We start from the raw sequence: 19,126 nt of genomic DNA, 5'->3' as shown, positions 1-19,126 counted from the left end.
GGGCCGTCTGATGGCGGTCGTCCGTCAGCAGTCCGCCCGGTCGGGCCGGTGGCCGGAGCTCGGGCTGCTGGCGCTGGCCGTCGCGATCGTCCTGTTCGGCTACGTCCAGGTCGCCCTCAACACGACCGAGGCGCTCCCGACCGACCTCCTCCAGCGGGGTGGAGCCTTCGCGGGCATGGCGCTCGTCGCCCACCTCGTCGTCCGGTGGCGTGCACCGTACGCCGACCCCGTGATCCTGCCGTCGGTCATCCTCCTCAACGGCATCGGCCTGACGATGATCCACCGCATCGACATCGCCGACGGGACGGCGTCGGTCGACCGGCAGCTCATGTGGACCGCCATCGGCGTCGCACTGGCCCTCGCGGTGCTGCTCCTCGTCCGCGACCACCGCGGGCTGCGCGGCATGACCTACACCTCGATGGTCGTCGGCATCGTCCTGCTCCTCCTGCCGCTCGTGCCCGGTCTCGGCCGCACGATCAACGGCGCGCGCATCTGGATCGGCGTGGGGCCCCTGAGCTTCCAGCCCGCCGAGGTCGCCAAGATCGCGCTGGCCGTGTTCTTCGCCGGCTACCTCGTGGCGAACCGGGACAACCTCGCGTTCGCGGGCCCGAGGTTCCTCGGCATGCACCTGCCCAGGGCCCGGGACCTCGGCCCGATCCTCATCGCCTGGGGCGTCGGGATGGCCGTCCTCGTCCTGCAGCGCGACCTCGGCACCGCGGTGCTGTTCTTCGGGATGTTCGTGGCGCTCATGTACCTGGCGACGGAGCGCATCAGCTGGGTGATCCTCGGCGCGCTGCTCGCGATCGGCGGGGCGGTGCTGGCCGCCTCGCTCTTCCCGCACGTCGGGGCGCGCGTGGACGTCTGGCTCCACGCCCTGGACCCGGAGGTGTACTCCCGGAACCCGGGCGGCTCCGGCCAGCTCGTCCAAGGCCTCTTCGGTCTCGCGTCGGGCGGGCTCATGGGCTCGGGCTGGGGACTGGGCTACCCGCAGCTCGTGCCCTACGCCGAGTCCGACTTCATCATGGCCTCGCTCGGCGAGGAGCTCGGCCTCACCGGGCTCGTCGCCATCCTGCTCGTCTACCTCGTCGTCGTGCAGCGCGGCATGCGCGCGTCGATCGCCGTGCGCGACGGGTTCGGCAAGCTCCTCGCGGCCGGTCTCGCGTTCACGATGGCGCTTCAGGTGTTCGTCGTCGTCGGCGGCGTGACCCGGCTCATCCCGCTCACCGGCCTGACCACCCCGTTCCTCGCCCTCGGCGGGTCCTCCCTCGTGGCGAACTGGGTGATCGTCGCGCTCCTGCTGCGCGTCTCCGACGCCGGACGGCGGCCCGCGCCCGTCGTCGACCCGTCGTCCGTGGCGGCGCTCGGCACCGGCACCACCGCACCTTCCCCCGACGTGGCCCGCGCGCCCGCAGTCGTCGGCGCCTCGGGTGCGACCGCCTCGAGGGGCGGTGCCGCGGACCACGCAGGGGCGGGTGCCGGCCGCCCCACCGACGACGCGCCGACGAGCGTGGGCGGCACGCCGGTGCCCGACGCCGCCCCGGGGGCCCACGGACGGTCGCCGGCCCCGGACCGGCACCGCGACGCGGACGCGCCGTCCGGCTGGACCGCCACGGGTGACGCGTGGGACGAGGAGGACGGAAAGACCCTGGGCGACGCCCCGCGCTCGGGCTACCGGCCCGTGCCCGGCGAGCAGCGCCCGACGGCGGCCACGGCCGCCCGGGACGCCACGGCGGCCACGGACGCGGACCCCGGTGCCACCCTGCTCCCCGACGAGGAGCACGACGGGTACGGCGCGCACGACGCGCACGACGACCGACCCGGCCGCGGCGAGCAGGAGGGCAGGCGATGAACCCCCAGATCCGACGCCTCACCGTGGTGATCGCGCTGATGTTCCTCGCGCTCATGGTCTCGGCGACCACCGTCCAGTTCGCCCAGGCGGGCGACCTCAACGCGGACGGCCGCAACGTGCGCACCTTCTACCGGGAGTTCGGCCAGGACCGCGGGCCGATCGTCGTCGAGGGCACGCCCATCGTCACGTCGGAACCCGTCGACGACGCCTACAACTACCTGCGCCGCTACCAGCAGGGGCCGGCGTACGCCCACCTGACCGGGTACTTCTCGGTGGTGCACTCGTCGATGACGGGGCTGGAGCGGTCGGGCAACGAGGTCCTCAACGGCAACGACCCCGGCCTGCTCGTCGCCCGGCTCCAGGCCCTGATCACCGGTAACCAGCCGCGCGGCGGGGCCCTCGACCTGACGATCGATCCCGCGGTCCAGGCAGCCGCGATCGAGGGGCTCGGGGACCAGCGCGGCGCCGTCGTCGCGATCGACCCACGCACCGGCGCGATCCTCGCCATGTACTCCTCGCCGTCCTTCGACCCGAACCCCCTCGCGTCCCACGTGCGCGAGGAGGCCACCAGCGCCTACGACGAGCTGTCGAACGACCCCGACCGCCCGCTGCTCAACCGCGCGATCGGGGGCGACCAGTACGCACCCGGCTCGACCTTCAAGCTCGTCACCGCGGCCGCCATGGTGGAGAACGGCCTGACGGCGGACTCGGTCGTCGAGGCCCCCACCGAGTACCAGCTGCCGCAGACGCAGACGTTCATGCACAACCCCGGCGAGCGCGCGTGCGGCGACGGCTCGGGCAGCGCCACCCTGCGCCAGGCGCTCATCGAGAGCTGCAACACCCCGTTCGCGATCGGCGCGGTCGACCTCGGCACCGACGAGATCAACGAGCAGGCCGAGGAGTTCGGCTTCGGCCGCGCGCTCGAGGTCCCGCTGCCGGTCACGCCGTCGCGCTTCCCCGCGGACGCGACCCCGCCCGAGCTCGCCCAGTCGGCGATCGGACAGTTCTCGGTGCGCACGCACCCGCTCCAGATGGCGATGGTGGCGTCCGCGATCGCCAACGACGGCGTCCTCATGACCCCGTACCTGGTCGAGCGCACCCTCACCGCGGACCTCGAGGAGGTCGGCACCCACGACCCGGAGGTCTTCTCCGAGCCGATCTCCTCCCGCACGGCCGAGGAGATGACGTCGATGATGATCGACGTCGTCGAGCAGGGCTACGACACCCCGGGCGCGATCCCGGGGGTGAGCGTGGCCGGCAAGACCGGCTCCGCCGAGATCGACGCGAACACCCCGCCCCACGCCTGGTACACCGGCTTCGCGCCGGCGGACGACCCGCAGGTCGCGGTGGCCGTCATCGTCGAGAACGGCGGGAACGTCGGCTGGGGCGTCGGCGGGGCCCAGCTGGCCGCACCGATCGCGGCGTCCGTGATGGAGGCGGCGCTGCCATGACCACCCCCCGCGGGCACCCGCCCTCGCCCGGGCCCGACGACGTCGCCCGCACGGGCGCGCTGCCGGGCGCGCAGGCGTCCCGGCCGCCCGGCACCCCGCCGGAGGAGCCGGCCGGGCGCCTGGCTGCGGGCGACCTCGTCGTCGGCCGGTACGAGCTGACCGTGCACCTCAACACCGGCGGCTCGGGCGAGGTGTGGGTGGCCCGTGACCAGCGGCTCGGACGGCAGGTCGCCATCAAGTGCCTGCACCCGGACCTCGCCGCGCAGCCGCACTTCCTCGAGCGCTTCCGCAAGGAGTCCCAGAACACGGCGCGGCTGCGGCACGTCAACATCGCCGCGCTGCTGGACCACGGCCGCGCCGACGACGGCGGCGCGTACCTCACGCACGAGCTCGTCGTCGGCGACGACCTCGCCGACCTCCTCACCCGAGAGGGCACCCTCCCGCCGACGACGCTGATCCGGATCCTCGTCCAGGTCCTCGACGGGCTGCAGGCCGCCCACGCCGCCGGCGTCGTGCACCGGGACGTCAAGCCCGCCAACGTGCTCGTCTCCGCGCGCGGCACCGTGAAGATCACCGACTTCGGCATCTCCCGGGCCGTGGGCCAGGAGACGATGACGTCCGCCGGGATGGTCATGGGGACCCCCGAGTACCTGGCGCCCGAGCTGGCCCGCGGCGCCACGGCGGGGCCGGCGGCCGACCTGTACGCGGTCGGTGTCATCGCCGTCGAGGCGCTGACCGGCGAACGGCCGTTCGGCGGGGCGCGGCCGCTCGACGTTCTGCTGGCCCACGTCAACGACCCCGTGCCGGAGGTGTCCGGGGCACCGCCCGAGCTGGCCGCCGTCGTGCGCGACCTGCTGGCCAAGGACCCGGCCGGCCGACCGGCGTCGGCCTCGGCCGCGGCGGACCGGTTGCGCGACGCGCTGGAAAGTATCCGCAGACCACGACGGCCCGGCGGCGATCCCGTCGGTAGAGTGGACGGCACCGCGCCCGCCGCGGGAGACCGGGCGGAGACCGCGAAGGAGGACGGACGTGAGTGACGACGTGACCGACGAACCCCTCGTCCTGGCGGATCGGTACGAGCTCGGCGGCCTCATCGGACGCGGCGGGATGGCCGAGGTGCACGTCGGGCGGGACACCCGGCTCTCGCGCACGGTGGCGGTCAAGATGCTGCGCGCCGACCTCGCGCGCGACCCCTCGTTCCTCACCAGGTTCCGGCGGGAGGCCCAGTCCTCAGCCGGTCTCAATCACCCGGCGATCGTCTCCGTCTACGACACGGGCGAGCACGTCGAGGCGGCCGGCACGCCCGGCGAGCGTCGCATCCCGTTCATCGTCATGGAGTACGTCGAGGGCCACACGGTGCGCGACCTGCTCGGCGACGGCGACCCGGTGCCGATCAGCGAGGCCGTCGACATCGTCGTCGGCGTGCTCAACGCGCTCGAGTACAGCCACCGCGAGGGCATCGTCCACCGCGACATCAAGCCCGGCAACATCATGATCACGCCGACCGGTGACGTGAAGGTGATGGACTTCGGCATCGCCCGCGCGCTGTCGGACAACTCTGCGACGATGACCCAGCCGCACTCCGTGGTCGGCACCGCCCAGTACCTCTCCCCCGAGCAGGCGCGCGGCGAGGTCGTCGACACCCGGTCGGACCTCTACTCCACGGGCTGTCTGCTGTTCGAGCTCCTCACGGGCCGTCCCCCGTTCTCCGGCGACTCCGCCGTGGCGGTGGCCTACCAGCACGTCCGCGAGACCCCGCCGACGCCGTCCTCGATCGCCTCCGACATCCCCGAGAACCTCGACCGCGTCGTCATGCAGTCGCTCGCCAAGAACCGCGACGAGCGCTACGCCGACGCCGCCCACTTCCGCAGCGACCTGCTCGCCGCCTCCCGCGGCAGCGAGGTCAGCGCGCCGCCGACCACCGCGTGGGCGGCTGCCGGAGCGGGCGCCGCGGCGGCCGCCGCCGCGGGCTCCGCCACCCGGGTCGTCCCCAAGGCGTCGGTCCCGGCCGCCGCTCCCGGCGCCGGCGACCCCGAGCCCTACCGCCGTACACCCCAGCCCGTCGAGGACGAGCCGAAGCGGTCGTGGGCCTGGCTGTGGATCCTGCTCGCCGCCCTGCTCGTCGTCGGCGGCGTCGTCACCTACCTGCTCGTCACCGGCGACGGTCGCGGCGACGAGGAGACCACCCCGGCAGTGACGACGGTCGACGTGCCCGAGCTCGAGGGGCTCGACGAGGCGGCCATCACGGCCGAGCTCGACGAGGCCGAGCTCGTCCCCAACTTCCTCGACCCCGAGAGCTCGGACGACGTCGAGGAGGGCCTGTTCCTCAGCTCGACGCCGGAGCCCGGCACGTCCGTGGAGACGGGGAGCTCCGTCGACGTCGTCCTGTCCTCCGGGCCCGCCGAGGTGACCGTCCCGGACCTCGAGGGAATGGACCGGGCCGAGATCGTCGACGAGCTCGAGGAGGTCGAGCTCGAGGCGACGTTCGGTGAGCCCGAGAACGACGACACGATCGAGGAGGACCTGTTCCTCCGCTCGACCCCCGCACCGGGTGAGTCCGCCCCGCGCGGCAGCTCCGTCGAGATCATCCTGTCCGCCGGGCCCGGCGACGTCCTCGTTCCCGACGTCGCCGGCCGCAGCCAGGAGGAGGCCCGGCAGATCCTCCAGGACGCCGGTCTCAGCGTGGGCAACACCAACACGGTCGACGAGCCCGGGGCGGGCGCCGACCAGGCCCTGCGGACCGACCCCGCGACCGGCACCTCGGTGCCGCGCGACACCGAGGTGACGCTGTTCCTCGCATCCGGCAACGTCGATCTGCAGGACCTCACCGGCCTGCCGCGCGAGGAGGCCGAGTCGATCCTCGACTCCCTCGAACTGAGCTCGAACTTCACGGAGGAGTTCTCGGACGACGTGCCGGAGGGCGACGTCATCACGCAGTCGCACAGTGGGCTGATCCCCCAGGACACGCGGGTCGACGTGACGATCTCCCGCGGGCCCGAGGAGACCGAGGAACCCACGACCACCGAGCCGCCGCCGGAGCCCCCCACCGACGGGGACTGACCCGCAGCCTCCCCGCTCGCGCAGAGCGCGCGGGTGGGGGCCGCCGAGTGTGCGGTCGATACCCGGAGGCCGCGGGCCGCGCCCGCGCGGCCCGCCGTCGTCAGGCCCGGACGAGCGGGGCGAGCCCCTCGGCCGCGGCGACCGCGCCGGTCTGGCCGGCGAGCTCGAGCCAGTTGGCCAGCAGGCGGTGGCCGCCTCGGGTCATCACCGACTCGGGGTGGTACTGCACGCCGTGCAGCGGCAGCTCCCGGTGGGCGAGCCCCATCACCACGCCGCCGGGCGTGCGCGCCGTGACGACCAGCTCGTCCGGCACCGACTCCGGCACGACCGCCAACGAGTGGTACCTCGCCGCGGTGAACGGGCTGGCGAGCCCGGCGTGGACCCCGGTGCCGTCGTGCTCGACCTCGGAGGTGCGGCCGTGCATGAGCTCCGGCGCGTGCATGACGACCCCGCCGTAGAGCTCGGCGAGGACCTGGTGCCCGAGGCAGACCCCGAGCATCGGCACGCCCGTGCGAGCACAGTCCTCGACGATCTCGCCGGAGCGGCCGGCCTCCTTCGGGACGCCGGGCCCGGGCGAGACGAGGACGCCGTCGTACCCCGCGACGTCGAGCTCGGCGTCGTCGTTGCGCCGCACGGCGGTCCGGGCACCGAGGTGCTGGAGGTACCCGACGATCGTGTGCACGAAGCTGTCGTAGTTGTCCACGACGAGGATGCGGGCCACGTGTCACTCCACTGTCAGGTCGGCGCTGGGGAGCTGCGACTCTACCCACGGGAAGACCCACAGGAAGAGGGCGACCACGGCGAGGAGGAGCAGGGCCGTCATGAGCACCGCCCGGAACCACCGTGGGCCGGGCAGGGCACGGAACAACGCCGAGTACATCAGTCCTCCTCGAGGAGCTCGGCGGGCAGCCCGTCGGCGCGGTCGACCCAGTGGTCGAGCTCGGTGTAGGTGATCCACCGGTGGGTGGAGTAGTTGAACGGGTGGCAGGTCGTCAGGGTCATCAGGCGCTCGGTGGGCTCGGCACCGGGGTCCCCCGGCACGGGCGCGACGACCTCGACGTCCCAGGGGCGCACGATCTCGGAGCCCGTCACGCGGTAGACGTAGTAGGTGTCCGCCGTCTCGACGACGATCGGGTCGCCCGCGTCGAGGTCGGCGACCCGCCCGAGCGGCGAGCCGTGGGTCTGCCGGTGCCCGGCGGCCGCGAAGTTCCCCACCTCCCCGGGCATGGCCGTTCCCGGGTAGTGACCGAGGGCGCCGAAGTCCATCACGTCCATGCCGACGCCCTCGATCAGGGGCAGGCCGTGGTCGCTCCCCCACGACGGCACGTGGACGATCCCGAGCGCCTCCATCCCGTCGGGCAGGGTGAGCGCGGCGGGCGAGAACGGGGGCGGCTCGTCGGTCCGCGGGGCCCCGACCGCGGTCGGGGCCTCCCCGATGGCGTCGGCGATGGCAGCGACGGACTGCTCCTGGCGTGCGTGCCCCTCGAGGTCGGTCCACCACAGCTGCCACACGACGTACAGGCCGAGGAGCACGCCGGCCGTGAGCAGCAGCTCGCCGATCACGCCGACGGCGCCCCAGACGGGTGAGCGTCGGCGCCCCGGGCGACGGGACGAGCGCGCCTCGGTGTCCTCCGGGGGCGTCGGGTGCTGCCGGCCGTCGGCCAGGGCCGTCACGAGGACGCCTCGTCGCCCTCGGGCCCGCCGGCCCCGATCGGCTCGGCGAACCGCGTCGTCACCGACGACGACGGCGGGACGTCCAGCCGGTCGTGGACCGTGACCGCATAGCCGAGGCCGATGAGGTCGACCCACTGCCGGTAGATGTCGACCGCCTCGGAGCTCTCCAGCGCGGCGAGCAGCTCGTCGGTATCCCCGACGGCTCCGACGACGAACGGCGGCGAGTAGACGCGCGCACCGACGTAGAGCACGTTGCCGACGCACCGCACGGTCGTCGTGGGCAGGACGCGCTGCCCCTGGACGGTCAGGGCCTCGGCGCCACCCGCACGCAGTGCGTTGATGACGCCCTCCACGTCCTGCTGGTGGACCACGTAGTCGTCGGCGACCCGGTCCGCAGGCATGCCGGAGTCGGGCACGTCGGCGTCGTCGAGCGCGACCTCGATGCCGGGACCGCTCACGGCAGCGGTACCGGCCGCGACGCGCACCTCGTCCGGGGCGGCTCCGGGATCCTCCTCGTGCGGCTCGAGGTAGGGCTCGATCTGCTCGCGGAGCTCGGAGTTCTCGTCCTCGAGGGTCTCCAGGCGTGAGGTCTGCGCGCGGGCGAGCGAGACGAGGTCGGTCGCGGCACGCTCCGGGTCGTCCCCCGCGTCGCGGGCGTTGACGGCGATGACGAGCCCGGCGAGCACCCCGACCGCCGCCACGCGCAGGGAGGCCGGCGGGACCCGGAACCCGGCCATCTCGCCACCTCCCGACATCGCCGCTGCGCTCGAAGACTACGCTAGGCCGAGGTCGCGCCCCGTGCGCGCGCACCCACTTTCCGCACCGCCCCGACGGCGGACCACCACCTGGAGGACGACGTGCCCGTATCGAAGAGGCGCAAGCGCAAGGACGGCACCCCGGTCACCCGCACCAAGGAGCACGAGGAGGAGCTCGCCGCAGCGGCCGCCGCCGAGCCCAGCCCCACGTGGTGGGCACCGACGATGGTCACGCTCATGCTCCTCGGCCTCGTGGTCCTGCTCGTCACCTACCTGACCTCCGCCGCCTACCCGGTGCCCGGGATCGGCAACTGGAACCTCGCGATCGGCTTCGGGATCGCGATGCTGGGGTTCCTCATGACGCTGCGCTGGCGCTGAGAGGCGGTCCCCGACCACGCGACGGCGACCTGCCCGGGCCGCCGTCTCTCCACAGGGATACCCACAGGTGGGGAGGAATGACACGGGTGTCGTTCGCCGGCCTCGCGGGCGGACGACGACGAGAACCACAGCCATGTGATTCCCACAGGTTTCCCCACACCTGGGGACGAATGACAGCCGTGTAGTTCCACAGCTGTGAGCATGGGTGTGGACACGGCTGCGCCACGTGTGCCGCGATCGCCCCGCGGATGGACGGTCCTCGCGACCGGCCCGGGCTCGGTGGACCTTCACGGTCGGTCACGGGCTCGAGAGGGTCCGCGGTCGGCCCGGGCTCGAGAGGGTCCGCGGTCGGCCCGGGCTCGAGAGGGTCCGGGGTCAGCCCGCGCCGGACAGGTACACCGCGCACGTCGCGACGAGCGCGACGGCGACGCCTGTCGAGGAACCGATCGCAACCGCCGCGGGCCGCCTGCGCCACGTGGACCAGGCCAGGCCGAGCACGATGCCGACCACCATGCCGCCCAGGTGCGCCTCCCAGGAGATGTTCCAGCCGGGGACGAAGCCGATGGCGAGGTTGATGACGAGCAGCACGAGCAGCTGGTTCGTCTGCTGACCCAGGCTGCGCTGGATCGCGAGGACGGCGCCGAACAGACCCATGACGGCACCGGAGAAGCCGACCACACCGGTGACCCAGCCGGCGGAGTCGGGACCGCCGGACAGAAGCAGCACCGCGGTGGACCCGCCCAGCGCGGTGAGCACCATGAGCACGGCCAGGCGCCAGCGGCCGACGACCGGTTCGAGCGCCTGGCCGGCGATCCACAGCGCGTACATGTTGAACATCAGGTGGGCCAGCCCGCCGTGCAGCACGACGGTGGTGAGCATCCGCCACGGCTCGTGCTCGGTGACCGCCGGCCAGTAGATGAGGTCGCCCTGGAGGCCCGTCGCCCGCTGCAGGAGGTAGACGACGCCGAGCACGCCCATGACCGCGAAGGTCAGGTAGGGGGATCCGGCGCGCACGCGTATCCCGACGGGCCCGGCCCCGCGGGCGGCACCGGGCCTCGGGCGGTTGTCCGGGTGCGGCGGCCCGGGCACGAGGTGCGGCGGCGGCTGCTGCCCGGGCGCGACGTACGCGCCGTAGCGGGGCGCCGGCGCGTACTCGCCGCCGCGCTGTCCGCCACTGGCCCCGGGAGGGCTCCCGCCCCCGTAGGGGTCGTGCCCGGCGGGGCTCCCGGCCCCGGCGGGTGGGTTCCCGGCGGGCCCCGGGGAGGTCCCGGAGGGTTCGCCGGTCCCGCCCGGGCCGTCCGGCACGCGCGGGTCGCGCATGTCCTCGGGCCCGGGCGGGGTGGTCACTCGACGATCTCGACGGACTCGATGACGACGGGCTCGACGGGACGGTCGGCCGCGCCGGTGGGCACCGCGCCGATCGCGTCGACGACGCCGCGCGAGGCCTCGTCGGTCACCGTGCCGAAGATCGTGTGCTTGCCCTGGAGCCAGGTGGTGGGCTGGGTGGTGATGAAGAACTGGGACCCGTTGGTCCCCTGGCCGCCGCGCTTTCCGGCGTTCGCCATCGCGAGCACGTACGGCTCGGTGAAGCCCAGCTCGGGGTGGATCTCGTCGTCGAACGTGTAGCCCGGGCCGCCGCTGCCGGTGCCCTCGGGGCAACCGCCCTGGATCATGAAGTTCGGGATGACCCGGTGGAACGTCAGGCCGTCGTAGAACGGACGGGTGACCTTCTCGCCGGTCTCGGGGTCCGAGAACTCCTTGGTGCCGCGCGCGAGCTCGACGAAGTTCTTGACCGTCTTCGGCGCGTGGTTCGGGAAGAGCCGGATCGACACGTCGCCGTGGTTGGTGTGCAGGATGGCGTCCATACCCCGATCTTCGCACGCGTGGGGCCCCCGGCACCTCCCGGTCCCGGCGGGTCGCCGTTCACCTGGTGGGACGCCCGGCCCGTGCCGTGCGCCGCCGCTCACGTGGTGGGACGGCCCCGGCCCGCGCCGTGCGCCGCCGCTCACGTGGTGGGACGCACCATGCGGGCCGGGTCCGTCCCCCGTCTCCGGCGTTCTACTGGCAGCCCACGGCCTGATACGGAACTATGGGGGGTGGGGCGGAACGGCACCCGCCGCGAACGACGAGCAGGTCGGGTCCCGACCGCACGACCGCTACGAATGGAGAAACGCACATGTCGCGCAAGAACAAGCGCACGTCCACGACGGCGGAGAACGGGCAGGCCGATGTCGGCGCGAGGCTCGCCGACCTGGGCACCGCGCTCTCCGAGCAGGCCAAGATCAAGGGCGCCCGTGCGGCCGAGCTCGCGCAGGACGGCGTCGACTGGGCGGCCCCGCGCGTCCAGAAGGCCCTCGACGACGCACGGACCACCGCGGGTCCCTCGCTCGAGCAGGCCCGGAGCAAGGCCGAGTCCGGCTACGCCACGGCCCGCGACAAGGTGAAGGACGACTACGTCCCGCGGGTCCAGAAGGCCATGCACGACGCCGCCGAGGCGGCGAGGTCGGACGCACCGCTCACCGACCGGGCGAAGGACGCGACGAAGGCGGCACGCACCTCGCTCACCGAGAAGCCCGCCAAGAAGAAGGGCGGCGCAGGCAAGGCGCTCGGCTGGGTGCTCGTGGGCACCGCCGTCGCGGGCGCCGGCTACCTCGTGTGGCGCCGCACCCAGCCGGTCGACGACCCGTGGGCGGAGGAGTACTGGGACGACACCACGGTGTCGCGCCCGGCCGACTCCTCGGGCTCGCTCGGCGACAAGGCGAACGCGGCCAAGGACAAGGCGGCCGACCTCGCGGGCAAGGCCAAGGACGCCGCGTCGTCGGCGGCCGGCACCGTGAAGGACAAGGCGGCCGACCTCGCCGACCGCAGCGGCGACGACGCCCAGGTCAGCGACGCCACGGCAGCGCCGGACGACGCGGCCGCGGCCGACGTCCCGGTCGAGGCCGCCGGCACGGGTGTCTCCCCGGAGGACACCCCGGTCTACAACGACACGGCAGACCCGCAGGCGGGCAAGCCCCAGGCCTGATCCCGGTCTCATCGCGCCACCGACGACGGGGGCCGACCGTGCGGTCGGCCCCCGTCGTCGTGCCTGCCGCGCGACCGTGGTCATGCAGCCGTCGTCGGCCGTCGGCCGTCCTCCGGTAGGACCTCGGCGCCCGGGCGGGCGAGGCCTCAGGCCGCGCGTGCCCCTGCGATGACGTCCCTGAGGTCTGCGCGCTCGAGGCGTCGCCCGAACACCGGGCCGGAGGGCTCGAGCAGATGGGCGTCGGCCGCGGCGATCGGCAGCGGGTCGAACCCCGCGCGGTCGACGACGTCCGTGACCCGCCGCACGGCATCGGCGTCGTCCCCGGCGACGGCGAAGGCCCGCCGACCAGGCGCGCCGGTCGGACGGGCGTCGGCCAGCAGGTCCGCGTAGGCCGCATGGTTGAAGGTCTTGACGATCCGAGCCCCCGGGTGCGCGGCGGCGAGCGCGGCGGTCGTGTCGACCTCGTGCGCCGTGGCCGCGTCCGTGTCGTACCAGGAGTTCGTCGCGTCCACGACCACACCGCGGAACGCCTCGACATCCAGGTCGCGCGCCGACGCCATCGGTAGCGCGAGCACGACGACGTCGGCCCGGCGCGCCACCTCCTCGAGCTCGACGAGCTCCGCCTCCGGCAGGACGCTGCCGACGACGAGCGCCACGTGCGGGGCGTCGGGCCGGTCGGTGACGAGCAGGTGATAGCCCGCGTCCGCGAGCAGCCGGCCGATCGCCGTGCCGAGCCGGCCCGCTCCGACGATGCCGATGGTCTCAGTCATGCTGCGGGAACGTCCCGCGGCCCGCGCGCTATTCCGCACGCTGTGCCGCCGGGGCCCGCCGAGCGGCACCAGGGTGCGGAATAGTCGGCGTCCGGGCCGGGTTGCGCGGGTCATGACCATCGAGCTCGGCATCGACACCTTCGGCGACGTGACCTCCCGCGAGGACGGGACGCTGCTGAGCCACGCGCAGACCGTCCGCAACGTCGTCGAGGAGGGTGTGCTCGCCGACGAGGTCGGGCTGGACGCCATCGGCATCGGTGAGCACCATCGCGATGACTTCGCCGTGTCGTCGCCCGAGATGGTGCTCGCCGCGATCGCCGCCCGCACGACGCGCATCCAGCTGGCGTCCGCCGTGACGGTGCTCAGCTCGGACGACCCGGTGCGCGTGCACGAACGGTTCGCCACCCTCGACGCGCTCAGCTCCGGACGGGCGGAGGTCGTCCTCGGTCGAGGGTCCTTCACCGAGTCCTTCCCGCTGTTCGGGTTCAGGCTCGAGGACTACGAGGCCCTGTTCGAGGAGAAGCTCGAGGTCTTCTCGCGGCTGCGGACCTCGCAGCCCGTGACCTGGCGCGGGACCCACGTCCAGAACCTCGACCAGGTCACCGTCTACCCGCCCGTGGAGAACGGGATGCTGCGGGCGTGGGTGGCGGTCGGCGGGAGCCCGCAGTCGGTGGTCCGCGCGGCGCAGCACGACCTGCCGCTCATGCTGGCGATCATCGGCGGGCCGGTCCCCCGCTTCGCGCCGTTCGCCGACCTCTACCGGCGCGCGCTCGACCAGCTCGGCCGCGGTCCGCAGCCGGTCGGCTACCACTCCTACGGGCACGTCGCCGAGACGGACGAGCAGGCCCGCGAGGAGATCTACCCGCACTACGTCGAGCAGGTCGCGCGCATCGGTCGCGAGCGGGGCTGGAGCCCGCCCTCGCGCGCGTCGTTCGAGCACGAGGCCGAGCACGGCGCGATGGCGGTCGGCTCGCCGGAGACCGTGGCCCGCAAGATCGCCGAGGGCGTGCGTGCCCTGGGTGCGGACCGGTTCGACCTCAAGGTGAGCACCGGCCGGCTGCCCCACGAGAAGATCATGGCGAGCATCGAGCTGTACGGCACGAAGGTCGCGCCCATGGTGCGCGACATGCTCGCCTGAGCCCGGACGGCGGGCCCTCGCTACTGGACGGCGGCGCCGGTCTCGGCCGGGTCGATCGGGTCCGCGCAGTAGGAGAGCGGGCCGTCACCCTGGCCGTGGAAGTGGTGCTCCTCGCCGCCGACACCCAGGATCAGCAACCGCCCCTCGACGAGTGCCTGCGTGTAGGCCTGACCCGGGGTCGGGCAGCCGATCGAGCCGTCCGACCAGGTGACCTCCTCGAACGAGATCACCTCGATGTCGGCGGGCTCGCTGTCGGTGTCGGTCGCGAGGTCCTCGATCGCGGCCTCGACGTCGGGATCCTGGGCCGAGCCGTCCGAACCTCCGGCGTCACCCGATCCGCCCGGGTCGACGCTGTCCGACGGCGTCTCGTCCGCATCGTTGTCCGTCGGTGCCTCGCCGGTCGGTGCCTCGTCACCCGGGGTCTCGTCGCTCTCGGTCTCGTCCGACGGCTGTTCTGGCGCCGGTGCCTGGGTCGTCGGCTCGTCCGTGTCCTCGCTCCCGCCGTCACTGCACGCACCGAGCGTCAGGAGCGCGGCCGCCGCCACGGCGAGCACTCTGTGGTTCGTCCTCATCGTCGATCACCTCCGGTGGGTCCCACCGTAAGCGGCAGCACCGGTCCCTGCACGGGCCGAGGTACCCACCGGCCGCTGCTGGTCCCGGGCATTGCCCGATGGCGGACCTCGCCGGTCAGTCCCGTTCGCGAGCGACCGTCAGCAGGCAGGCGGAGTCCTCGAGCGCCCGCACGCCGTGCCGGACCGGTGGGATCTCGGCCATAGCGCCGGCCGCCAGCTCAACCTCGTCCTGCCCGGCATGGAGCACCACGCGTCCGCGCAGCACGTGGAGGGTCGCCTCCCCCGGACTGTCGTGCTCCTGGAGCTCCGTGCCCTCGAGGAGGACCATGAGGTGCTGACGCAGCCGGGAGGTCCGGTCCCCGACGACGGCGGTCGACGAGCGGCGCGCCCGTGCCTCGCGGGCGAGCTCCAGCTGCTCGTCGATCAGTGCGTCGAGGTCGATGCGGTCCATCTCGTCTCCCTGGTGTCGGTGTCCCCGACGTCGGGGACCTGTGGGCGCCCCCGGCGTCGGGGAGCTGTGGTGGTGGTGGACTCCGGCGGGGTTGTCACAGACCCCTGCGTCCGGCGCCGGGCGGGGCGCTCGCCACGAGCTCGGTGTCGACGCCCAGCCTGCCGACCCACTGGGCCCCGCCGGGCGCGCCGATCGGCTCGTCGCGGCCGGGCAGCGTGTCGTCGAAGAAGCCGGCGTTCTCCACGAGAAAGGGTTGCAGGGACCGGGGCAGGTCGTCCTCGTAGTAGATGGCCATGACCGGGCAGACCGGCTCGCACGCGCCGCAGTCGATGCACTCCTCGGGGTGGATGTAGAGCATCCGGTCGCCCTCGTAGATGCAGTCCACCGGGCACTCGTCGACGCACCCGCGGTCGAGCACGTCGATGCACGGCTGGGCGATCACGTACGTCATCCGACGACCCTAGTGAGGCCGACGGATACTCTCGAGGCATGTCGACAGGCGGATCGGAACGTCCACGGATCGTCGCGTCGACGTCAGCGCTCGGCCCCGAGGTCGGTGACCCGGGGGCCACCGGGGCGCTCTGGCACCTGACGGGCGACGAGCGGGGGCTCGACGCGAACGTCGTCCAGCTGCCGCCGGGCGGTCGGATCGACCGGCACGCCGGTCCGGCGCTCGACGTGCTGTGGCACGTCGTCGCCGGTGCCGGCAGGCTGCTCACCGACGGCGACGGCGACGGCGACGGGCTCAGGATCGGGCCCGGCGACGTCGTGCACCTCCCCCGCGGCACCGAGCGTGGAGTGGTGGCCGGCGAGGGAGGCCTCCGTTACCTCACCGTCCACGACCGCAAGCCGCCGCTCGGGCTCGGCCCGACGCGGAGCTGAGGACCCGGCAGGAGCCGGGGAGGCCGGCGGCACGGCTGCGCTCGGAACAGGACGGTCTGCCTCAGGTGCACTCGCACGAGAACGGGCCGGTCCGCGAGGGGCGTACTCCCCACCGTCACCGTCTCGTGCCGGCCGCAGGCGCCCTAGCCTCGTACGCGGTACGGCGAGGCTGACGACGCCCCGCTCATCGGACGCACACCGCGTCCGGGTCGACGAGCAGCAAGGTACTTCCATGACACTCGGATCCTCGGTCGGCATCGACGCCGACATCGATCCCATCACCGGCACGGACCATGACCAGTACGTCGCGGTGACGGTCGCCGACGGCGGCCACATCGTCGGTCTCGAGCTGGACCGCAACTGGCGCGTCGACATCGGTCCTGCAGGGCTCGAGCACTCGTTCGTCGAGGCGTACGGCGCAGCGATGACGGAGCTGACCGACGTGGTGCTCGCCCGGTCGTCCCAGATGTTCGACGCTTTCGAGGAGAACCTCGCCGGCGCACGCTCGGGCACGAGCCTGACCCCGATGAGCGAGGACGAACGGCACGAGGCGCTGAGGACGCTACGGGAGTCGGCCGCGGAGAGGGCCGGCTATGCCGAACGACTCACCCAGCTGAAGACGGAGGTCCGCAGCCACACCACCACGGACGGTCGACTGACCGTGGAGACCCGGGACGGTCTGCCGCTGGCCGTCCACGTGCACGACCGCTGGGGCGAGGGGCGGGACGCCACATGGTGCGCACGGGCGCTGTACGGCCTCATCGAGACGGCCCGGGCCGCGCAGGAGGCCGAGATGCAGCACCTCGCGGCCGAGTTCCCGGCGACCCACCGCCTGCTCGAGCTCTCGCAGAACCAGGAACGGTCCGCCGACCTCGGCCGGACCACCGCCGACGACGGGAAGGACCCCTCATGAACGTCATGGTCAACACCGACGACCTCCGGAAGGACGCCAAGATCTGGCGAGGGTTCGCCGACGACCCGTTCGGCACCACCGCCTCCGAGGTCGACGGATTCACGATCCCGGACTCGGCCTTCACGGAGATCGGCGTCCGTGCCGGCGTGCCGGCCGCCTACGAGACGCTGCGACAGCGCGTCAAGGACCTGACCGCCGAGGGCAAGAAGTCGTTCACGGAGATGGCCGACACGCTCGACGACGCCGCCGACATGTACGACGAGACGGACCGGGAGATGCACATCCAGTTCGAGCACGTCGACGTCGACGTGTGACGGCCGACGACCACCGACGACGATCTGCGAGAGGACCAGGACACATATGACAACAGCAGCTGAGGTCAGGGCAGCCTGGACGAGTGCGAGCGAGACGCTCAGGGAGGCCCGCGACCGCTGCCAGCCGACCATCGACTCGTGCCCCTTCGAGTACCGCCCGTACCCGGAGCGGCCAATCGCACCGACGAAGGAACAGATCGAAGAGCTCTTCCGGAAGATCGAGGAGCTCATGGAGATGCTCGGCGATCCTGACGCGATCCGCGACCTTGCCACCGACTGGCAGCAGTGGGGCACAGACATGGGGACGAACTCGGACGTCCTCGAGGCCGACTCGCTTCCGACCACACTGTCCTGGGGAGAGGGCGGGATCCCCTACCGTGCCGCGACCGAGACCAATCGGAACGCTGTCGGGACCACGCTCAAGGACACCGGCCACAAGATCCAGGAGGTCCTCGACGCGATCGCGGAGGACATCGACGACCTCCACCTGCAGATTCTCACCCTCGTCATCTCGCTCGGACTGACCGCCGGTGGCGTGGTCGTTGCCCTCATCGGCGTGGCGGGCGCCATCGTCGGAGTCGTCGCGGCGGCCCCGACCGGTGGACTGAGCCTGGCCGCCTCGATCATCGGGCTCGTGGCTGCGCTCGGCGGATTCGTCATGTCCGCGGCGGGCATCCTCAGTGCGGTTCCCACCGCGATCGAGATCGTCCGGACGGCGGAGTCCCTCGGCGCAGGTGCCAAGCAGGATCTTGAGGACGTCGACACGCACACCATCACCCCGTCCGAGCCCCTCAAGAACGGTGAGTGGCCGCAGGTGATCGGGACCGACGGATACCAGTAGCCTCCGCGCGCCCGGGACGCGCTCCTACGGTGTCGGCTCCCCCGGCACGTTGAGCGCCCACATCACGCCGAACCGGTCGAACATCTGCCCGTAGTGGTCGCCCCACGGGGCGAGCTCGAAGGGCATCTGGACCTCCCCGCCGGCCTCGAGCATCGCCGCACCCACGCGCTGCGCCTCCTCGACCGTGGCGAACGTCAGGAGGAACGAGTAGGCGGAGCCCCGGATCGGGTACTCGTCGTCGTCGACGGCGTCCGAGCCCGCCAGGACGCCCGCGTCCGTGGTGAGGACGGCGTGCGCGACGGCGTCGGGGGGCATGTCCATGCCCGGCATCGGCATGTCCCCGTAGGTGATGATCTCGAGCTCACCGCCGAACAGGTCGCGGTAGTGCTCGAACGCCTCGCGGGTCTGTCCCCGGAACGCGATGTAGGTGGCGATGCTCGTGACCATGGGTGATCTCCGTCGATCGGGCCGCTGACGGCGGACGCCGCCGGGGGAAGTGTGGCGGCTCCGGGCCTGGGGGCGCCACCCCCTGGGCGCGTCGCTCCTCCACCCGTCGATGACACCCCTCCCGCGACGAGCAGCACCTCGCTAGCCTGGTCCTGACGGTGGGGCGCACCGGCGGCCCCGGGGAGCCGACGAGAGGGCACGACCATGGACATCCGCTCGAACGCCGCGGCGGTCCGCGGGCCCGAGGACCGCTTCACCGGCGACGTGTGGCTGACCCCCATCACCACCGGTGACACGCCGTCGAAGGTGCACTCCGCCGTCGTGCGGTTCGCGCCCGGCGCACGCACCGCGTGGCACATGCACCCGGTGGGGCAGACGATCTACATCACCGAGGGCCTGTGTCTCGTCCAGGTGGCCCAGGGCCAGGTCCAGGTGTTCCGCGAGGGCGACGTGGTCCGGTTCCACGGCGGGCTGTGGCACTGGCACGGCGCCGGCCGGCACACGTTCATGAGCCACATCGCCGTCACCGACGGACCCGAGGAGGGGGCGGAGACCATGTGGGGCGCGCTCGTGGCCGACACGGACTACAACCAGCACTGAGCCGGG

At 72.9% G+C, this 19,126-nt stretch carries 23 protein-coding genes; 12 read left to right on the top strand and 11 right to left on the bottom strand.

Translation table 11 applies throughout. The features are described 5' to 3' along the window. The first annotated feature begins 10 nt into the window (after positions 1 to 10). From AC24HA_RS01680 to pknB, 4 genes are read left to right on the top strand one after another with little or no spacing between them, the layout of a single operon-like run. Positions 11 to 1,849 (top strand): FtsW/RodA/SpoVE family cell cycle protein, encoded by a 1,839-nt coding sequence (locus AC24HA_RS01680; RefSeq protein WP_425707219.1) that lies wholly within the window; start codon positions 11 to 13, stop codon positions 1,847 to 1,849. Continuing rightward, positions 1,846 to 3,300: a peptidoglycan D,D-transpeptidase FtsI family protein gene (locus AC24HA_RS01675; RefSeq protein ID WP_425707220.1), complete on the top strand. Its 1,455-nt coding sequence runs from the start codon at positions 1,846 to 1,848 to the stop codon at positions 3,298 to 3,300. The genes AC24HA_RS01680 and AC24HA_RS01675 overlap by 4 nt, the downstream gene beginning before the upstream one ends. Beyond that, complete coding sequence (locus AC24HA_RS01670; protein ID WP_425707221.1) at positions 3,297 to 4,337, top strand: serine/threonine-protein kinase; 1,041 nt, start codon at positions 3,297 to 3,299, stop codon at positions 4,335 to 4,337. Before AC24HA_RS01675 ends, AC24HA_RS01670 begins: the two co-directional genes overlap by 4 nt. Then, the gene (gene pknB, locus AC24HA_RS01665) at positions 4,330 to 6,360 is read left to right on the top strand and encodes a Stk1 family PASTA domain-containing Ser/Thr kinase (protein WP_425707222.1); all 2,031 of its coding nucleotides are present in this window, start codon (positions 4,330 to 4,332) and stop codon (positions 6,358 to 6,360) included. The genes AC24HA_RS01670 and pknB overlap by 8 nt, the downstream gene beginning before the upstream one ends. A gap of 100 nt (positions 6,361 to 6,460) precedes the next feature. Here the strand turns inward: pknB and AC24HA_RS01660 are convergent, their stop codons facing one another. Genes AC24HA_RS01660 through AC24HA_RS01645 form a run of 4 tightly spaced genes read right to left on the bottom strand, consistent with a single transcriptional unit; the run spans position 6,461 to position 8,771 of the window. Beyond that, entirely contained in the window at positions 6,461 to 7,081 is a 621-nt protein-coding gene (locus AC24HA_RS01660; RefSeq protein ID WP_425707223.1) for an anthranilate synthase component II, read from the bottom strand. Positions 7,082 to 7,084: 3 nt separating this feature from the next. Continuing rightward, positions 7,085 to 7,240: a hypothetical protein gene (locus AC24HA_RS01655; protein WP_425707224.1), complete on the bottom strand. Its 156-nt coding sequence runs from the start codon at positions 7,238 to 7,240 to the stop codon at positions 7,085 to 7,087. Continuing rightward, positions 7,240 to 8,034, bottom strand: a complete 795-nt coding sequence (locus AC24HA_RS01650; protein WP_425707225.1) for a class E sortase — start codon at positions 8,032 to 8,034, stop codon at positions 7,240 to 7,242. Before AC24HA_RS01650 ends, AC24HA_RS01655 begins: the two co-directional genes overlap by 1 nt. Then, positions 8,031 to 8,771: a DUF881 domain-containing protein gene (locus tag AC24HA_RS01645; RefSeq protein ID WP_425707226.1), complete on the bottom strand. Its 741-nt coding sequence runs from the start codon at positions 8,769 to 8,771 to the stop codon at positions 8,031 to 8,033. The genes AC24HA_RS01650 and AC24HA_RS01645 overlap by 4 nt, the downstream gene beginning before the upstream one ends. A 120-nt stretch (positions 8,772 to 8,891) precedes the next feature. On the opposite strand from AC24HA_RS01645, the gene AC24HA_RS01640 reads away from it, so the two are divergent. Continuing rightward, positions 8,892 to 9,167 carry a cell division protein CrgA gene (locus AC24HA_RS01640; protein ID WP_425707227.1) on the top strand — a complete coding sequence of 92 codons (276 nt, stop codon included), beginning with the start codon at positions 8,892 to 8,894 and terminating at the stop codon, positions 9,165 to 9,167. Positions 9,168 to 9,542: 375 nt separating this feature from the next. Here the strand turns inward: AC24HA_RS01640 and AC24HA_RS01635 are convergent, their stop codons facing one another. Continuing rightward, positions 9,543 to 10,514, bottom strand: coding sequence for a rhomboid family intramembrane serine protease (locus AC24HA_RS01635; RefSeq protein WP_425707228.1), 972 nt, complete (start codon positions 10,512 to 10,514; stop codon positions 9,543 to 9,545). Further along, on the bottom strand, positions 10,511 to 11,032 hold the full coding sequence (locus AC24HA_RS01630; RefSeq protein WP_425707229.1) for a peptidylprolyl isomerase: 522 nt from the start codon (positions 11,030 to 11,032) through the stop codon (positions 10,511 to 10,513). The genes AC24HA_RS01635 and AC24HA_RS01630 overlap by 4 nt, the downstream gene beginning before the upstream one ends. Positions 11,033 to 11,343: 311 nt before the next feature. Here AC24HA_RS01630 and AC24HA_RS01625 point away from each other — a divergent pair, with 311 nt between their 5' ends. Beyond that, positions 11,344 to 12,192, top strand: a complete 849-nt coding sequence (locus tag AC24HA_RS01625; RefSeq protein WP_425707230.1) for a hypothetical protein — start codon at positions 11,344 to 11,346, stop codon at positions 12,190 to 12,192. 146 nt (positions 12,193 to 12,338) lie between these two features. Here AC24HA_RS01625 and AC24HA_RS01620 read toward each other — a convergent pair whose 3' ends face one another. Then, the gene (locus AC24HA_RS01620; RefSeq protein WP_425707231.1) at positions 12,339 to 12,962 is read right to left on the bottom strand and encodes an NADPH-dependent F420 reductase; all 624 of its coding nucleotides are present in this window, start codon (positions 12,960 to 12,962) and stop codon (positions 12,339 to 12,341) included. Positions 12,963 to 13,074: 112 nt separating this feature from the next. Between AC24HA_RS01620 and AC24HA_RS01615 the strand changes: the two genes are divergently transcribed. Further along, positions 13,075 to 14,100 (top strand): LLM class flavin-dependent oxidoreductase, encoded by a 1,026-nt coding sequence (locus AC24HA_RS01615; protein ID WP_425707232.1) that lies wholly within the window; start codon positions 13,075 to 13,077, stop codon positions 14,098 to 14,100. A gap of 20 nt (positions 14,101 to 14,120) precedes the next feature. Here the strand turns inward: AC24HA_RS01615 and AC24HA_RS01610 are convergent, their stop codons facing one another. The 3 genes from AC24HA_RS01610 to fdxA all read right to left on the bottom strand — a co-directional run bounded on the left by AC24HA_RS01610 (position 14,121) and on the right by fdxA (position 15,574). Continuing rightward, complete coding sequence (locus AC24HA_RS01610) at positions 14,121 to 14,672, bottom strand: hypothetical protein (protein WP_425707233.1); 552 nt, start codon at positions 14,670 to 14,672, stop codon at positions 14,121 to 14,123. Positions 14,673 to 14,787: 115 nt separating this feature from the next. Further along, positions 14,788 to 15,123 carry a cupin domain-containing protein gene (locus AC24HA_RS01605; RefSeq protein WP_425707234.1) on the bottom strand — a complete coding sequence of 112 codons (336 nt, stop codon included), beginning with the start codon at positions 15,121 to 15,123 and terminating at the stop codon, positions 14,788 to 14,790. 94 nt (positions 15,124 to 15,217) lie between these two features. Beyond that, positions 15,218 to 15,574, bottom strand: coding sequence for a ferredoxin (fdxA, locus tag AC24HA_RS01600; protein ID WP_425707235.1), 357 nt, complete (start codon positions 15,572 to 15,574; stop codon positions 15,218 to 15,220). A gap of 38 nt (positions 15,575 to 15,612) precedes the next feature. Here fdxA and AC24HA_RS01595 point away from each other — a divergent pair, with 38 nt between their 5' ends. The 4 genes from AC24HA_RS01595 to AC24HA_RS01580 all read left to right on the top strand — a co-directional run bounded on the left by AC24HA_RS01595 (position 15,613) and on the right by AC24HA_RS01580 (position 18,073). After that, positions 15,613 to 16,005, top strand: coding sequence for a cupin domain-containing protein (locus AC24HA_RS01595; protein WP_425707236.1), 393 nt, complete (start codon positions 15,613 to 15,615; stop codon positions 16,003 to 16,005). Between the two features lie 232 nt (positions 16,006 to 16,237). Then, positions 16,238 to 16,918, top strand: coding sequence for a hypothetical protein (locus AC24HA_RS01590; RefSeq protein ID WP_425707237.1), 681 nt, complete (start codon positions 16,238 to 16,240; stop codon positions 16,916 to 16,918). Next, positions 16,915 to 17,232 (top strand): hypothetical protein, encoded by a 318-nt coding sequence (locus AC24HA_RS01585; protein WP_425707238.1) that lies wholly within the window; start codon positions 16,915 to 16,917, stop codon positions 17,230 to 17,232. The genes AC24HA_RS01590 and AC24HA_RS01585 overlap by 4 nt, the downstream gene beginning before the upstream one ends. A gap of 46 nt (positions 17,233 to 17,278) precedes the next feature. Next, positions 17,279 to 18,073: a hypothetical protein gene (locus AC24HA_RS01580; RefSeq protein ID WP_425707239.1), complete on the top strand. Its 795-nt coding sequence runs from the start codon at positions 17,279 to 17,281 to the stop codon at positions 18,071 to 18,073. Between the two features lie 24 nt (positions 18,074 to 18,097). On the opposite strand, the gene AC24HA_RS01575 is transcribed toward AC24HA_RS01580, so the two are convergent. After that, the gene (locus AC24HA_RS01575) at positions 18,098 to 18,520 is read right to left on the bottom strand and encodes a VOC family protein (RefSeq protein ID WP_425707240.1); all 423 of its coding nucleotides are present in this window, start codon (positions 18,518 to 18,520) and stop codon (positions 18,098 to 18,100) included. 204 nt (positions 18,521 to 18,724) lie between these two features. Between AC24HA_RS01575 and AC24HA_RS01570 the strand changes: the two genes are divergently transcribed. Continuing rightward, positions 18,725 to 19,120, top strand: coding sequence for a (R)-mandelonitrile lyase (locus AC24HA_RS01570; RefSeq protein WP_425707241.1), 396 nt, complete (start codon positions 18,725 to 18,727; stop codon positions 19,118 to 19,120). Positions 19,121 to 19,126: the final 6 nt, after the last annotated feature.

The sequence above is a fragment of the Georgenia sp. Z1491 genome, from assembly GCF_057652395.1.
The sequence above is the reverse complement of the archived record's forward strand: the minus strand, read 5'-3'. Positions and strand labels throughout refer to the sequence as shown.